The sequence below is a fragment of the Variovorax sp. Root318D1 genome (assembly GCF_001424835.1).
GTDB lineage: Bacteria > Pseudomonadota > Gammaproteobacteria > Burkholderiales > Burkholderiaceae_C > Variovorax.
In genome coordinates this window covers 1-14,547 of sequence record NZ_LMCQ01000025.1, presented here as the reverse complement: position 1 = coordinate 14,547, position 14,547 = coordinate 1, and the positions used below count along the sequence as shown (strand labels likewise).

22 protein-coding genes and 1 pseudogene are annotated in these 14,547 nt (G+C 64.1%); 3 read left to right on the top strand and 20 right to left on the bottom strand.

Annotation, left to right across the window (positions count from 1 at the left end):
* Positions 1-56 precede the first annotated feature (56 nt).
* From ptsP to ASC78_RS25170, 4 genes are all read right to left on the bottom strand, one after another.
* The gene (gene ptsP / locus ASC78_RS25185) at positions 57-1,850 is read right to left on the bottom strand and encodes a phosphoenolpyruvate--protein phosphotransferase (protein ID WP_055807950.1); all 1,794 of its coding nucleotides are present in this window, start codon (positions 1,848-1,850) and stop codon (positions 57-59) included.
* Positions 1,847-2,116: an HPr family phosphocarrier protein gene (locus ASC78_RS25180; protein WP_055807948.1), complete on the bottom strand. Its 270-nt coding sequence runs from the start codon at positions 2,114-2,116 to the stop codon at positions 1,847-1,849. Before ASC78_RS25180 ends, ptsP begins: the two co-directional genes overlap by 4 nt.
* Positions 2,085-2,540 carry a PTS sugar transporter subunit IIA gene (locus ASC78_RS25175; RefSeq protein ID WP_055807946.1) on the bottom strand — a complete coding sequence of 152 codons (456 nt, stop codon included), beginning with the start codon at positions 2,538-2,540 and terminating at the stop codon, positions 2,085-2,087. The genes ASC78_RS25180 and ASC78_RS25175 overlap by 32 nt, the downstream gene beginning before the upstream one ends.
* 180 nt (positions 2,541-2,720) lie before the next feature.
* Positions 2,721-3,263, bottom strand: coding sequence for a hypothetical protein (locus tag ASC78_RS25170; protein ID WP_055807944.1), 543 nt, complete (start codon positions 3,261-3,263; stop codon positions 2,721-2,723).
* A gap of 90 nt (positions 3,264-3,353) precedes the next feature.
* Between ASC78_RS25170 and ASC78_RS25165 the strand changes: the two genes are divergently transcribed.
* A complete protein-coding gene (locus ASC78_RS25165; protein ID WP_055807942.1) occupies positions 3,354-3,851 on the top strand; it encodes a TlpA disulfide reductase family protein in 498 nt (165 codons plus the stop codon).
* 95 nt (positions 3,852-3,946) lie between these two features.
* Here ASC78_RS25165 and ASC78_RS25160 read toward each other — a convergent pair whose 3' ends face one another.
* Positions 3,947-4,393 carry a c-type cytochrome gene (locus ASC78_RS25160; RefSeq protein ID WP_055807941.1) on the bottom strand — a complete coding sequence of 149 codons (447 nt, stop codon included), beginning with the start codon at positions 4,391-4,393 and terminating at the stop codon, positions 3,947-3,949.
* Positions 4,394-4,552: 159 nt separating this feature from the next.
* Here ASC78_RS25160 and ASC78_RS25155 point away from each other — a divergent pair, with 159 nt between their 5' ends.
* Together ASC78_RS25155 and ASC78_RS25150 are read left to right on the top strand one after the other, a co-directional pair.
* Positions 4,553-5,272: a cytochrome b/b6 domain-containing protein gene (locus ASC78_RS25155; protein WP_055807939.1), complete on the top strand. Its 720-nt coding sequence runs from the start codon at positions 4,553-4,555 to the stop codon at positions 5,270-5,272.
* Entirely contained in the window at positions 5,269-5,856 is a 588-nt protein-coding gene (locus ASC78_RS25150; RefSeq protein WP_055807937.1) for a GNAT family N-acetyltransferase, read from the top strand. The genes ASC78_RS25155 and ASC78_RS25150 overlap by 4 nt, the downstream gene beginning before the upstream one ends.
* Positions 5,857-5,860: 4 nt before the next feature.
* Here ASC78_RS25150 and ASC78_RS25145 read toward each other — a convergent pair whose 3' ends face one another.
* The 15 genes and pseudogenes from ASC78_RS25145 to tuf form a co-directional block, all read right to left on the bottom strand.
* Entirely contained in the window at positions 5,861-6,367 is a 507-nt protein-coding gene (locus ASC78_RS25145; protein ID WP_055807935.1) for a peroxiredoxin, read from the bottom strand.
* 94 nt (positions 6,368-6,461) lie between these two features.
* Positions 6,462-6,731, bottom strand: a complete 270-nt coding sequence (gene rpsQ, locus ASC78_RS25140) for a 30S ribosomal protein S17 (protein ID WP_015867662.1) — start codon at positions 6,729-6,731, stop codon at positions 6,462-6,464.
* A gap of 9 nt (positions 6,732-6,740) precedes the next feature.
* Positions 6,741-6,950, bottom strand: a complete 210-nt coding sequence (gene rpmC, locus ASC78_RS25135) for a 50S ribosomal protein L29 (RefSeq protein ID WP_041946241.1) — start codon at positions 6,948-6,950, stop codon at positions 6,741-6,743.
* Between the two features lie 55 nt (positions 6,951-7,005).
* Complete coding sequence (gene rplP / locus ASC78_RS25130) at positions 7,006-7,422, bottom strand: 50S ribosomal protein L16 (RefSeq protein ID WP_015867664.1); 417 nt, start codon at positions 7,420-7,422, stop codon at positions 7,006-7,008.
* 28 nt (positions 7,423-7,450) lie between these two features.
* Entirely contained in the window at positions 7,451-8,377 is a 927-nt protein-coding gene (rpsC, locus tag ASC78_RS25125; RefSeq protein ID WP_015867665.1) for a 30S ribosomal protein S3, read from the bottom strand.
* A gap of 17 nt (positions 8,378-8,394) precedes the next feature.
* Positions 8,395-8,727, bottom strand: coding sequence for a 50S ribosomal protein L22 (gene rplV / locus ASC78_RS25120; RefSeq protein ID WP_007838134.1), 333 nt, complete (start codon positions 8,725-8,727; stop codon positions 8,395-8,397).
* A gap of 9 nt (positions 8,728-8,736) precedes the next feature.
* Positions 8,737-9,015, bottom strand: a complete 279-nt coding sequence (gene rpsS, locus ASC78_RS25115; protein ID WP_007838132.1) for a 30S ribosomal protein S19 — start codon at positions 9,013-9,015, stop codon at positions 8,737-8,739.
* Between the two features lie 10 nt (positions 9,016-9,025).
* Positions 9,026-9,850 (bottom strand): 50S ribosomal protein L2, encoded by an 825-nt coding sequence (rplB, locus tag ASC78_RS25110; RefSeq protein WP_055807934.1) that lies wholly within the window; start codon positions 9,848-9,850, stop codon positions 9,026-9,028.
* Positions 9,851-9,852: 2 nt separating this feature from the next.
* Positions 9,853-10,188 carry a 50S ribosomal protein L23 gene (gene rplW / locus ASC78_RS25105; RefSeq protein ID WP_007838129.1) on the bottom strand — a complete coding sequence of 112 codons (336 nt, stop codon included), beginning with the start codon at positions 10,186-10,188 and terminating at the stop codon, positions 9,853-9,855.
* The gene (rplD, locus tag ASC78_RS25100) at positions 10,185-10,805 is read right to left on the bottom strand and encodes a 50S ribosomal protein L4 (RefSeq protein WP_013543942.1); all 621 of its coding nucleotides are present in this window, start codon (positions 10,803-10,805) and stop codon (positions 10,185-10,187) included. Before rplD ends, rplW begins: the two co-directional genes overlap by 4 nt.
* Positions 10,805-11,485 (bottom strand): 50S ribosomal protein L3, encoded by a 681-nt coding sequence (gene rplC, locus ASC78_RS25095; protein WP_055807931.1) that lies wholly within the window; start codon positions 11,483-11,485, stop codon positions 10,805-10,807. The genes rplD and rplC overlap by 1 nt, the downstream gene beginning before the upstream one ends.
* A 245-nt stretch (positions 11,486-11,730) precedes the next feature.
* Positions 11,731-12,273 carry a hypothetical protein gene (locus ASC78_RS25090; protein WP_055807930.1) on the bottom strand — a complete coding sequence of 181 codons (543 nt, stop codon included), beginning with the start codon at positions 12,271-12,273 and terminating at the stop codon, positions 11,731-11,733.
* Between the two features lie 14 nt (positions 12,274-12,287).
* Entirely contained in the window at positions 12,288-13,850 is a 1,563-nt protein-coding gene (locus tag ASC78_RS25085; RefSeq protein ID WP_235505211.1) for a hypothetical protein, read from the bottom strand.
* Positions 13,851-14,037: 187 nt separating this feature from the next.
* Entirely contained in the window at positions 14,038-14,352 is a 315-nt protein-coding gene (gene rpsJ / locus ASC78_RS25080; protein ID WP_007838118.1) for a 30S ribosomal protein S10, read from the bottom strand.
* Positions 14,353-14,373: 21 nt separating this feature from the next.
* Positions 14,374-14,547 (bottom strand): annotated as a pseudogene (gene tuf, locus ASC78_RS27235) (elongation factor Tu); the annotation flags it as partial.

The window sequence follows — 14,547 nt, the reverse complement described above, 5'->3', positions numbered from 1 at the left end:
TTTCGTTTTATGTCGATTCGCCCTGCCTCCGAGCGAATTGAATGCGGAAGAACTAACTATCCAGCCAAGGCGGCGGCGGGATCGTCCGATTCGAGCACGCTCTTGGCCCAGGCTTCGAGCTTGCCGGTGTCGGCGCGCAGCACTTCCTGCTTGACGGCAAGGATGCGCGACGGATGCATCGAGAAGCTGCGCAACCCGAGGCCGAGCAGGAGGCGCGTGAAGGCCACGTCGCCCGCCATTTCGCCGCACACGGCCACGCCCTTGCCCTGGCGGCGGCATTCGGCGATGGTGTCGGCCACGAGCTTCAGCACCGCGGGATGGGCGGGGTCGTACAGGTGGGCGACCGCTTCGTCGGCACGGTCGATGGCCAGCGTGTACTGGATCAGGTCGTTGGTACCGATCGACAGGAAGTCGAAGTACTTGAGGAAGGTCTTGAGCGTGAGCGCCGCGGCGGGAATCTCGATCATTGCGCCGAGCTTCACGTGGCCGTAGACGGCGCCCCGGCTGTCGAGCTCGGTGCGCGCGAAGTCGATCAGCGACAGCGTCTGGCGGATTTCGCTGGCGTGCGCGAGCATCGGGATCAGCAGATGGATCTCGCCATGCGCCGCAGCACGCAGGATGGCGCGCAATTGCGTGAGGAACATGGCCGGATCGGCCAGGCTCCAGCGAATGGCGCGCAGGCCGAGCGCGGGGTTCAGGTGCTCCTGCTTGCTGGCCGCCTTGCCGTCGATCGGCTTGTCGGCGCCCACGTCGATGGTGCGAATGGTGACCGGCATGCCCTGCATGCCCTCGACCGCGCGCTTGTAGGCCTGGTATTGCTCTTCTTCGTCGGGCAGGCGGGTCTGGTGCTGCGACTCGCGGCCCATGAAAAGGAACTCGCTGCGGAACAGCCCCACGCCCACCGCGCCGGCCTTGACGGCGCCGACGGTGTCTTCGGGCATCTCGATGTTGGCGAGCAGCTCGACGCGCTGGCCATCGAGCGTCACCGCGGGCTTGTGGCGCAGGCGCGCGAGCCGCCCGCGCTCGAGATCGCCCTGGCGCTGCTTGAAGCCATATTCGGCCAGGATGATGGGCGACGGATCGACGATCACCACGCCGGCGTCGCCATCGATGATGACCCAGTCGTCCTGGCGCACCAGCTGGCTCGCAGTGCGCGCGCCCACCACGGCCGGAATGTCCATGCTTCGCGCGACGATGGCGGTGTGCGAGGTGCGTCCGCCCACGTCGGTCACGAAGCCGGCAAACACGCTCTTCTTGAACTGCAGCATGTCGGCCGGAGAAAGGTCATGCGCAATCAGCACCAGCGGCGCGTCGATGCCTTCGCCTGCAGTGGGATCGTCATCGTCCTCGGATGCGGGGCGCTTGCGGCGCGGCGGGCTGGGGGCGAGCACAGCGGCCGTGCCCTTCATGCGGTGCAAAAGCCGCTCGACCACTTGTTCGAGGTCGGCCTTGCGCTCGCGCAGGTATTCGTCCTCCATCTCGTCGAACTGGCGCGCAATGATCTCGAGCTGCGTGGTCAGCGCCCATTCGGCGTTGTAGAGGCGTTCGGTGATCCAGTGCTTCACGCCGCCGGTGAGCGCCTCGTCCTGCAGCAGCATCTGGTGCACTTCGAGCAGCGCCGCGAGTTCGTGCGGCGCATCGTTCGGACCCATGAGCGCCACGTTGGTCTGCAGCTTGGCGAGCTCGTCGGCCACCGCATTGCGCGCCGTGCGCACCCGGTCGATCTCGGTGTCGATCTCCTCGGGCTTGATGAAGTAGTGGGCCACGTCGATGCGGCTGGACACCACCAGCACCGCGCGGCCAATGGCAATGCCACGGGCAACAGGGAGGCCGTGGACTGCGAAGGTCATTCGCCTTCGCCGAATTTGTCGTTCATGAGCCGGACGATCGCGTCCATGGCTTCTTCCTCCTGGTCGCCGTTGGTCTCCAGCTCGACCGTCGACCCAAGGCCCGCCGCCAGCATCATGACGCCCATGATGCTCTTGGCATTGATGCGGCGGTCACCGCGCGAGAGCCAAACCTCGCAAGGAAAGCTGCCTGCGATTTTGGTGAGCTTGGCCGATGCGCGTGCATGCAGGCCCAGCTTATTGCTGATGGTCACGGATTTCTTGATCACTGTGCTTTCTCTTCGCCTGATTCTGGGGTGCCGCCACGGCGACTTGCATGACACCGGCCGTGCCGCCCGCGATGGCGCGCTGCACCAGCGTTTCGAGGGGCTCGTGGCGATAGGTGACCGCGCGCAGCAGCATCGGCAGGTTGACGCCCGCCACCAGCCGCGAGCGGACACCGTCGACCAGCTTCTGGGCCACGTTGCATGGGGTTGCACCGAACACGTCGGCCAGCACGAGCACCTGCGAGCGCGGCGCATTGAGCTGCTGCTCCAGGGTGATGCGGGCCGCGGCCAGCGTTTCTTCGGGGGAGACGTTGGGCAGCACGTCAAGGGCGACGACGGCCTGCTCGCAGTCGGGGAACACATGCAGCGCGCACCGCCGCAGCGCCTGCGCGAACGGTGAGTGGGCGATGATGAGGATGCTGTTCATGCGGGTCGGAGGACTACGCGCCGATTATGCGGGGGCGCCCAAAGGAAGTAGATATACGACATAACGCAGCAGGCCAGCAAACCGGACAGTGCCTGGCCATGCGCCCCACGAGGCCGAGCGGAAAACCAGCCCCCGTCACTGTCCCCGCCGCAGGGCCAGCTATAAAAACGAGAGCACGATTCACGGAAGACGCAGGCCCTCGAAGAAAGTCTTCGCCGCCTCGGGAGATGAAGGCCGCCCAAGTACGGTGGCCTGGTAGAGCGCGACACGGCCGTCCTTTTGAGATTGGGCGAACCAGAGCACCTGGACGGACGCGCTGCCTGGATGGGCCGGCTGCGCATCGAGCCGCACCGGTGCGGGAACCGCGGTCGCACGTTGCAATGCCGCGGAGCCTTCGGTCAGCTGCGCGGGACTCAGCTGGTTGCGCATTGCCGCGCGCCACGCGGCGAGCCAAGCCTCCGCCTGCGCGGGGTTGGCGGCGGATGCATGGGCAACGGCGAAGGTCGCGCCTCCGGTCTCGCAGCCGGCCATGTCGACCTGCACCGACTCGGCGCCGAGCGGCAAGGCGCGGTTGGCGCGGTCGGGCTTGCAAGGCAGCAGGGCGACCAGGCCCGCGTCGGCAATCGGAACCTCACGCCAGTTGAAGGTGGGGTTGCAGGCAGCGAGCACGAGCATGGCGGCTGCGGCCAGCGGGAGCCGGTAACGGGAGACGGGAGATGGCATCTGAGAGGGATTATCGAGCCGCCCAAGGCACGCCCCGGCACGATCCGGCCGGCGGAACTAAAATCGCCACGCCCCTCTCCTTCAGTAGCCATGAAAAAATACATCGCCGTCGCCGCAGTCGCGCTTGCATTGGCCGCCGGCGTGGGCGTGTACCTGGGATCGGGCGCCACGGCCGCGCCGGCGTCGACCTTTGTGCTGCTCGACGGAAGCAAGAGGAGCACGGACGACCTGAAGGGCAAGGTCACCCTGGTCAACTTCTGGGCCACGAGCTGCGTGACCTGCGTGGCCGAGATGCCGAAGGTCATCGCCACCTACGACAAGTACAAGTCGAAGGGCTACGACACGCTGGCGGTGGCCATGAGCTACGACCCGCCGAGCTACGTCGTGAACTTTGCCGAAACCCGCAAGCTGCCGTTCAAGGTGGCCATCGACAACACCGGCAGCGTGGCGCAGGCCTGGGGCGACGTGAAGCTCACGCCCACCACTTACCTGGTCAACAAGAAGGGCGAGATCGTGAAGCGCTACGTGGGCGAGCCTGATTTCGCGGAACTCCACAAGTTGATCGAGAAGCTGCTCGCCGAAGCTTGAGCTTTGGCCTATTCACCAGGCTCGTGCGGTTCCGCGGTATCGCAGAATGAACAAAGGCGCTCCATGGAGCGCCTTTTGCCTTTCTTCAGCCCCGCTTACTGATTGCGGAAGCTGTCGTGGCAGCTCTTGCAGCTGCCAGCCGTAGAGCCGAACTGCGCCTTGAGCGCATCGATGTTGCCGGCCTTGGCCGCGACGACCAGCTTGCCGGTCTCGGCAATCATCTTGTCCTGGTGCTCCTTGAACTTTGCGCCTTCCTTCCAGACCTCGGGCTTGCTTTTGCCGCCCTCCGCGCCGGCAATGAAACCGGCCCAGGGCAACTTGGCCATCTCGGCCACGATGTCGGCATTGGCAATGGCGGCGGCCGCGTCGTAGGGAATGCGGCCGTTGGCCATGGCGCCGATACGGCTGAAATGCTGGCTCATCACGAACAGCGCGCTCTGGCGGTACTTGACCGCGTCTTCGGGTTTGGCGAACTGGGCCGCTGCCGGCAGCGAAATGGCGGCGCACGCGGCAGCCAGGGCGAATGAAGCAAGTCGAATCATCAGGGGGTCCTTATAGTTGGTGCGGCACCGCCCAAAGCGGCGCCGGGCCGAGTGTAGGGGCCGCCGTTACAGCGTGCATAGCGACAACCCGAAGCATGAACCGCCCCGGACTTTGCTAATCTGCGCCTTCCGCAGTTTTTTGCGCACCCTGCCTTCTTGATGACCGACTCCTCCGTGGCCTCCCTGACGGCCGCAGCGTCCGCCCCCCCCGTCCGGGCACGCATCTGGGACCTGCCCACGCGGGTTTTCCACTGGGCGCTCAGCGCCGCAGTCATCGGGCTGATCGCCACCGGCCTCGGCGGCGTCATGGAGTGGCACTTCCGGCTGGGCTATACGGTGCTCGCCTTGCTGCTGTTTCGCCTGTTGTGGGGCTTCGTGGGCGGGCGCTGGTCGCGTTTTGCATCGTTCTTCTATGGACCCGGCTCCGTCGTCGCCTACCTGCGCGGGCGAGCCCATCCCGAACACGTGATCGGCCATACGCCGCTGGGCGCCCTGTCGGTATTCGCGGTGCTTGCCGTGCTCGCAGTGCAGGTGGGCACGGGGCTGGTGGCGGACGACGAGGTTTCAGCCGCGGGGCCGCTCACGCGCTTCGTTTCGAGCCAGGCAGTGAGCCTTGCGACCGGCTGGCACGCATCCCAAGGCAAGACGCTCGTGATTGCGCTGGTGAGCTTGCATGTGCTGGCGGTGCTCTTCTATGTGCTGGTCAAGCGGCACCGCCTGGTGCGGCCGATGGTTTCGGGCGACAAGCTGATCACCCTGGCAGGCGCTGGCGGGCGGGTGGCGCCAAGCCGCGACGACGCCGTCTCGCGCGTGCTGGCGCTGGTGCTGTTCGCGGTGTGCGCAGGGGTGGCGTACTGGATCGCGTCGCTGCGCGTATGAGCTTCTCGGTTTCGCGCCCCCTGCCACTGGCCGACACGCCGGCCGTCGTGCTGCTGACGCCCGACGAACCCCACGAGATCGATGCGACGCGCGCGATCTTTCGCGACTACGAGGCCTCGCTGGGCATCGACCTGTGCTTCCAGGCTTTCGACGAGGAAGTGGCCGGCCTGCCGGGGGACTACGCCGAGCCGCGCGGTGCCCTGCTGCTCGCGCTGGTCGATCCGGCCCATATCAAGGAGGCCGCCGGACAACAGGCGCCGACCCTCCTGCGACCCCATGGAAAGTTGGCGCACGTGGCCGGCTGCTGCGCCCTGCGCCCGCTGGACAACACCGACTACGCCAATGCCGCGGAGATGAAGCGCCTCTTTGTACGGCCTGGCTTCCGCGGGCTGGGCGTCGGCCGGCAGCTCGCCGAAGCCATCCTCGACGCCGCGCGTGGCGCGGGCTATGCCTGCGTGCTGCTCGACACGCTGGACGACATGGAATCGGCCCGCGCGCTCTATGAAGACCTGGGCTTCGAGGAAGTGCCGCCCTACTATCACAACCCAATTGCGGGCGCGCACTACCTCAAGGTGGATCTTTAGTTACTCAGCCGCGGGCTTGCGACAGCAGTGTCTCGGCGTTGCTGACTTCGAACTTGCCCGGTGCCTCGACGTTGAGCGCGGCGACCTTGCCGTCTTTCACGAGCATCGAATAACGGTTGCTGCGCAGGCCCATGCCGCGACCGGTCAAATCGAGCGTGAGGCCGGTCGCCTTGGCGAAATCGGCACTGCCGTCGGCCAGCATGCGCACCTTGGTGCCGGTCTTCTGGTCGCGCGCCCAGGCGCCCATCACGAACGCGTCGTTCACGCTCACGCACCAGATTTCGTCGACGCCCGCGGCCTTGAAATCGTCGTAGTGCTGCACGTAGCCGGGCACGTGCTTGGCCGAGCAGGTAGGCGTAAAGGCACCGGGCAGCGCGAACAGCGCAATGGTCTTGCCGGCCGTGGCCTTGCTCACGTCCACCGGGTTCGGGCCGATGCTGCAGCCTTCGCCCTCGACCTCGGAATATTCCTGCAAGGTTGCCGAAGGAAGGGTGTCGCCGACTTTGATCATCTAGATGCTCCTGAAAAAGAAAAACGGCCCACATTGTGGGCCGTTTCGGGTTGGGCTGCCTTCAAGAGGCTTCCCGAGGGGGATCAACCAGTGATCAGACCAGCACGGCCTTCTCGACCAGACGGGTCACGACCCAGTTCTTGGTCTTCGAGATCGGACGGCTTTCCGTGATCTCGATGGTGTCGCCCAGCTTGTACTCGCCCTTTTCGTCATGGGCGTGGTACTTGCTCGTCTTGGCCACGATCTTGCCGTAGAGCTCGTGCTTCACACGGCGCTCGACCAGCACGGTCACGGTCTTGGCACGCTTGTCGCTGACCACCTTGCCGATCAAGGTGCGCTTGAGGGATTTTTTAGCTTCCGTCATGTTCACTCCTTACTTGGCGGCTTGGGTTTCTTGCTGCTTCTGAGCAAGAATGGTCTTGGCGCGCGCGATGTCGCGACGCGTCACGCGCAGCGTCGAGGTGTTCGACAGCTGTTGCGTGGCTTTCTGCATGCGCAGGCCGAAATGGGCCTTTTGCAGTTCCTTGACTTCGGTTTGCAGCGCTGCGACGTCCTTCGTGCGCAGGGTTGCAGCCTTGGTCACCTTGGCCGGAGCCGCGGTTTCTTTTTTCTTACGTGTTGCCATGGATGTTCTCCTCTCAGGCGCCGAGCTGGCGAGCGACGAACGTCGTGCGCAGCGGAAGCTTGGCGGCGGCCAGGCGGAACGCTTCGCGGGCGAGTTCTTCGGGCACGCCGACGATCTCGAACACGATCTTGCCAGGCTGGATTTCAGCGACGTAGTACTCGGGGTTGCCCTTACCGTTACCCATCCGCACTTCGGCGGGCTTGGTAGAGATTGGCTTGTCCGGGAACACGCGGATCCAGATACGGCCACCGCGCTTCACGTGACGCGAAATCGCGCGGCGAGCGGCTTCGATCTGGCGCGCCGTGAGGCGGCCGCGGTCGGTGCATTTGAGACCGAAATCACCGAAGGCAACCGAGTTACCCCGGGTTGCGACGCCGGTGTTGCGGCCCTTTTGTTCCTTGCGGAACTTTCTGCGTGCAGGTTGCAGCATTTTTAATACTCCGTAGTTCTAAGACCGATCACTCGGTCTTGGCACCGTCAGCTGCTGCAGCTGGCGCGGCTTTGCGGACGCGCTTAACGGCGGGTTTCGAGTCTGCACCCGGAGCAGCGGGAGCTGCGCCAGTGGCTTCTGCGGGCTTGTCGCTGCCGTCGGCCGGGGCGGTGTTGCCACCGATCGGACCACGGGCACCGGCGCGCGGGCCGGGACCACGACGGTCCGAACCCGGACGGTCGCCACCCGGGCGGCCATCGCGGCGCGGACCACGCGGACGACGCTCATCGTCGGGACGCGGCGTTTCGACGGCCGGCAGGTCGTTACGACCCAGCGTGTCGCCCTTGTAGACCCAGACCTTGACGCCGATGACGCCGTACGTGGTCTTGGCTTCCGAGGTGCCGTAGTCGATGTCGGCGCGCAGCGTGTGGAGGGGCACGCGACCTTCGCGATACCACTCGGTACGAGCGATTTCGATACCGTTCAGGCGGCCAGCCGACATGATCTTGATGCCTTGGGCACCCAGACGCATGGCGTTTTGCATGGCGCGCTTCATGGCGCGGCGGAACATGATCCGCTTTTCGAGCTGCTGCGTGATGCTGTCGGCGATCAGCTGGGCATCGATTTCGGGCTTGCGCACTTCTTCGATGTTCACTGCCACCGGCACGCCGAGCTGCTTGCCCAGTTCGCGCTTGAGGTTCTCGATGTCTTCGCCCTTCTTGCCGATCACGACGCCCGGACGAGCCGAGTAGATCGTGATGCGTGCGTTCTTGGCGGGACGCTCGATCATGACGCGCGACACCGAAGCGTTCTTCAGCTTCTTCTTCAGGTATTCGCGAACCTTGATGTCTTCGGCCAGCATGCCCGCGAAATCGCGGTCGCTTGCGTACCAGCGGCTGGACCAATTACGGGTAACCGCAAGGCGGAAGCCGGTCGGATGGATTTTCTGTCCCATATTTCTTCCAGGCGTTCTTAGTTGCCAACCGTCACGTACACATGGCACGTGGGCTTGCTGATGCGGTTACCGCGACCCTTGGCTCGCGCGGTGAAGCGCTTGAGCGTTGCGCCCTGTTCGACGTAGATGGTCTTGACCTTCAGTTCGTCGATATCGGCGCCATCGTTGTGCTCGGCGTTGGCAATTGCCGACTCGAGCACCTTCTTGATGATCACAGCGGCCTTTTTCTGCGTGAATTGCAGAACGTTGAGCGCTTGATCAACCTTCTTGCCGCGGATCAGGTCAGCGACCAGACGGCCCTTGTCGACCGAGAGGCGGACACCGCGGAGGACTGCACGTGTTTCAGACATGGTCGTTCCTTACTTCTTCTGGACTTTCTTGTCCGCGGGGTGCCCCTTGAACGTGCGCGTGAGCGCAAATTCGCCGAGCTTGTGGCCGACCATTTGATCGGTAATGTAGACAGGCACGTGCTGCTTGCCGTTGTGCACGGCAATGGTCAGGCCGATGAACTCGGGCAGAACCATCGAGCGGCGCGACCAGGTCTTGATCGGCTTCTTGTCCTTCGTTGTCACAGCCTTGTCGGCCTTGGCCACGAGGTGATGGTCAACAAACGGACCCTTTTTGAGAGAGCGAGTCATTTGCTATCCCTTACTTCTTGCGGCGCGACACGATGAAGACCTGCGTGCGCTTGTTGTTACGGGTACGGTAGCCCTTGGTCAGGTTGCCCCATGGGTCGACAGGATGGCGGCCTTCGCCGGTCTTGCCTTCGCCACCACCATGCGGGTGGTCGACCGGGTTCATCACCACACCGCGAACGGTCGGGCGAATACCCATGTGACGCTTCACACCGGCCTTGCCGAGTTGGCGCAGGCTGTGCTCTTCGTTTGCGACTTCACCGATGGTGGCGCGGCATTCGATGTGGATGCGGCGCACCTCACCCGAACGCATGCGGACCTGGGCGTAGACGCCTTCGCGAGCCAGCAGCGTGGCCGACGTACCAGCCGAACGCGCGATCTGCGCGCCCTTGCCGGGTTGCAGTTCGATGCAGTGGATCGTCGAGCCGACCGGAATGTTGCGGATCGGCAGCGTGTTGCCGGCGCGGATCGGGGCTTCCGAACCGCTCAGCAGCGTTGCACCGGCTTCAAGACCGCGCGGGGCGATGATGTAGCGGCGCTCGCCGTCGGCGTAGCAGACCAGGGCAATGTGGGCGGTACGGTTCGGATCGTATTCGATGCGTTCGACCTTGGCCGGAATGCCGTCCTTGTTGCGCACGAAGTCGACAACGCGATAGTGATGCTTGTGACCACCGCCGCGATGGCGAATCGTGATGTGACCGTTGTTGTTGCGACCGGCAGCCTGGAACTGCGGCTCGAGCAACGGTGCGTGAGGGGCACCCTTGTACAGGTGGTCCCGCGAAATCTTCACCGCGCCGCGTTGGCCCGGCGAAGTGGGTTTCATCTTGATGACGGCCATGATTAAGCGCCTTCCCCGACGAGGTTGAGCTCTTGACCGGGCTTCAGGGTCACATAGGCCTTGCGAACGTTGTCGCGGCGGCCGATGGACTTGCCAAAGCGCTTGGTCTTGCCCTTGGTGTTGAGCACCGACACGCCCTGGACTTCGACCTTGAACATCAGTTCAACAGCGGCCTTGATCTCGGGCTTGGTGGCGTCTTGCAGCACCTTGAAAGTGACAGCGTTCGACTTCTCGCCGACCATCGTTGCCTTTTCGGACACGATCGGGGCGACCAGCACCGCCATCAGGCGGCCTTCTTCGAACGTACGTTCAGCGGCGGTAGGGTTCACGCGGCTCATGCGAACATCTCCTTGAGCTTGTCGACGGCACCCTTGGTGACCAGCACCTTCTTGTAGTGGACCAGCGACACCGGATCGGCGTAGCGGGGTTCGACCACGAGGATGTTGACCAGATTGCGCGAGGCAAGGTACAGGTTTTCGTCGACTTCTTCGGCGATCACGAGCACGGACTCGAGATTCATTGCCTTGAAACGGGCTGCCAGCGGCTTCGTCTTGGGCGAATCCACGGTCAGCGAATCCACCACGGCCAGACGGCCTTCGCGAGCGAGCTGCGAGAAGATGGCGGCCATGCCGGCGCGGTACATCTTCTTGTTGATCTTCTGCGAGAAGTTTTCGTCAGGCATGTTCGGGAAAATCCGGCCACCCCCGCGCCACAGCGGCGAGGACGTCATACCGGCACGGGCGCGGCCCGTTCCCTTTTGCTTGAAAGGCTTCTTGGTCGAGTGCTTGACCTGCTCGCGGTCCTTCTGGGCGCGCGTGCCTTGGCGGGCGTTGGCCTGGAATGCAACGACGATCTGGTGAACCAGGTCTTCGTTGTAGTCACGGCCGAACACGGTCTCGGGGGCGTCGTACTTCGACGCGGCCTGGCCTTGTTCGTTCAGGAGTTCGAGTTGCATTACTTCGCTCCTTCAGCCGCTTGCGGCTTGGCCTTGATGGCGGGACGCACGGTGACGAAGCCACCCTTTGCGCCCGGGATCGCGCCCTTGATGAGCAACAGTTGACGCGCTTCGTCGATGCGGAACACATCGAGGTTCTGCGTCGTCTTGGTGACGTCGCCGAGGTGGCCCGTCATGCGCTTGCCGGGGAACACGCGACCGGGGTCTTGTGCCATGCCGATCGAGCCGGGAACGTTGTGCGAACGGCTGTTACCGTGCGACGCGCGCTGCGAGCTCATGTTGTGGCGCTTGATGGTGCCGGCGAAGCCCTTGCCGATCGAGGTGCCTTGCACGTCGACCTTCTGGCCCACCGAGAACACGCTGCTCGCGGCGATGACGCCGCCAGCCTTGTGCTGGTCAGCGGTGTCGGCGGTCACGCGGAATTCGCGGATGATTTCACCAGCTTCGACACCCGCCTTGGCGAGGTGGCCGGCTTGCGGCTTGGTCACGCGCGATGCTTTGCGCGAACCGAACGTCACTTGCAGTGCGACGTAGCCGTCGGTCTCTTGCGACTTGATCTGGGTCACACGGTTGTTGGACACATCCACCACCGTGACAGGAACTGCGTCCCCGTCATCGGTGAAGAGACGCATCATCCCCACCTTGCGGCCCAGCAACCCGAGGGAGTTGCTCAGACTCATTTGTTTTCTCCAAAAATGGAAGCTTCCTTCGCCGCTGCCACTTCAATTGGCGACAGCGTTTGGCTGGTTTCCCAGCCTGCGAAAGAAGGTTGATAAATCTCCACTCCCCACGGCAACCACATGCAACCATATGGACGCAACAAGGGCAGAGCCAGCGATTATAGCCCGCGATGCGGGCGCCGTGCAAGCAGCGTTGCAAAGCGGGGCCGGGGGCGTGTTCCGCCCCCGAAAAGTGCAGTTTTTACCTACTTCACCGGCATCGTGATGATGCTGTCGCCGCCTGGCGTGGGCTTTATTTCCCCTGTGGATTTCAGGGCCGGTGCCGCCGTGCCGGTCTGGACGGGGACGGAAATTGCGCTCGAGGCGCCGCCCTGGGTGATGAACACATTGAGGTAGGCCAGGCCTTCACCATCGCTCACCACGACCACGGTGGCCGTGGTTCGCTTGCCTTTTGGCAATGTCAACGTGGTGTTGCCCTGGAGCGTCAGTCCACGGTCGGCACTCAGGCGAACCGTGGCGCCGTCCGACTCGGTCACGCGGTCGAACTCCAGCACGATGGGCGTCGCGCGGCCCACCTGCGGCACCGCGTCGAGACGGTATCGGAGCTTGACGCCGGAGCTTCCAGGCTTTTGCGCTGCCGTGGTCATGGGAGCGTTCCGGTGCTGCGCGGCCGAATGGCTGGGCTTGGCGCTGCGCCCCTCGGGATCGCCGTCCGCCGCGGCGGACGCCGACAACGTGGCCAGCGCAAGGCATGCGATGCCCATCAGCGAACGTGAGCGGATGTTCATGGCAGCCCTTCCTGTTACTGGATCGAGACGTTGAAGCATGTCAGCGCGCCGGAATTGTTAAGGTCCGAGACGGCAAGAACGTACTCGCCGGCCGGCAGGCTGACTGCGTTGCTTTCTCGCGCGATGAACCCGCCCCTGAAAATGTCGAAATCGGGGTTGGACCCGGCAGGCCCTCCGTTGACGTCGATCTGGTAGCTGCGGCTGGCAGGCGCGGTGAAGCGAAGGTAGAAAAAGCTGCCCAGCTTGTTGTCGGAACCCTGCGTATTGGAAACGCAAGCCTGCGTCGGGGTGCCGCCAACGGTCGCGGGCCTGTACATCGGCAGCGTGATCGGCATTCCGCCGTCGTTCGTCTCCGCTCCGCCGTAAGGATCGTTGGTAGCTTGGATGTTTTGCCCGGCGAGCAGGGCGGCCAGCGATGCCGCGCTCGCCGGTGCCGCCGCATTGAAGGCCACCGCGAAAGGATGAATCGACGTGACGGCAGTTCCGGTCCTGAACTGACTTCCGGTCAGCGTGTCATGGATCGGCTTGAAGCCGACCTGCTGGTTGAGATTCCAGAAAATCGATTGGATCGAAGGTTCTCGGTACCAGCCCGGCGTGGTTGCGGCACCGGCAGCGAGATCGATGTTGGCGCCGGGCAATGACTGCTGCGGGCCAATCGAATCGACATAATTTCGGCGCCCAAGTGCAATGCCCGACCATGCATTGCCCCAACCTTCGGAGAAGGCGAGGCGGCGATCGAGCCGGTCGTTCTGTCCATGCTCACCGCCCATCGAGTCGTCGCGGCTCAGGGCGGATTGGTAGTAATGCCCCCACTCGTGTGCGACCACCGAACTGTCATATTCGTCGGTGTCCGAATCTTCCTTCCCGAGCACATAGATTTCGCGGCCACTGCTTCTGTTGACGAAGAAAGTGGTGCCGATCTGCCCCGCCGCAACGCTGCCGGTGGACGGCGCATTGTTGACGCTCCAGTACACGCGCAGCGCCGGAAACACGGTGGCCGGCGCGACCGACGTCACCTTCTGCATGGCGGTGTAGACCGTGTCGAGTACGGCAAACGACCCCGCCACCCGTTCACCGGTGTAGCCCGATCCGCCCCAGCCCGACGGCGCGTGGATGTCGCGAACCATGGCCACCGCACCCGACGAGAAAGCAGGGGTCTGCATGGTGTACAGCGCGTCGGAGCGGGTGTTGTCGCGCACCGTGACATCCCAGCTGGCGCCCGGGCCGCTACGGGCCAGCTGGGCCTTGACGCGCACCGCAATCGCTGTATTGGCCGGGACCGACACCGAGTAGGCACCGTTGTCGTCGGTGGTCGCCGCCGCCAGTTGCGTGGAAGTTGCCGCATCGAGCACTTCCACTGGTGCGCCGCGCACGGGCCTGGACGCGGCGCTGGCATAAACCAGCGTGCCGTTCGGATTCGGAACGAATTCATAGGTGGCCGTGCCGCTCAGCGTCACCTGGTTCGCCGTCCCCGGCGTGATTGGTGTCATCGGCAAGAAGGGAAGGCCACCGCCGCCGCCTCCCCCGCCCCCACCGCCGCAACCGGCCAGCAGCGCCGCTACCGCGAAGCACGCCATCAAACCCGACGCGAAAGAGAAGCTTTGTCTCATGCCGTGCTGCCCCTGTTGTCCGCAGACCGATGCCTCTCCATGGTGGGAGAGGCCGCCGCCGGCGAGGATGCCACATCTGCGCGACAAAAAACAAAGCCCGCCTGCATTTCTGCAGTCGGGCTTTGTCACAAGATGCGGCGCGAGGCCGCAATGTTTATTGCAGCTTGATTTCGACGTCCACGCCGGCTGGCAGGTCGAGCTTCATCAGCGCGTCCACGGTCTTGTCGGTGGGGTCAACGATGTCCATCAGGCGCTGGTGCGTGCGGATCTCGAGCTGGTCGCGCGACGTCTTGTTGACGTGCGGCGAACGCAGGATGTCGAAACGCTTCATGCGGGTCGGCAGGGGCACGGGGCCCTTGACGATCGCGCCGGTGCGCTTGGCGGTATCGACGATTTCGGCTGCCGACTGGTCGATCAGCTTGTAGTCGAACGCCTTCAGGCGGATGCGGATTTTTTGCTTGGTAGCCATGATGATTCCTTTGCGTCCGGCTTAGATGTCGAGGATCTTGGCCACGACGCCCGAACCCACGGTACGGCCGCCTTCACGGATGGCGAAGCGGAGGCCTTCTTCCATCGCGATCGGGTTGATCAGCTTCACGGTGATGCTGACGTTGTCGCCAGGCATGACCATTTCCTTGTCCGCAGGCAGCTCGATCGCGCCGGT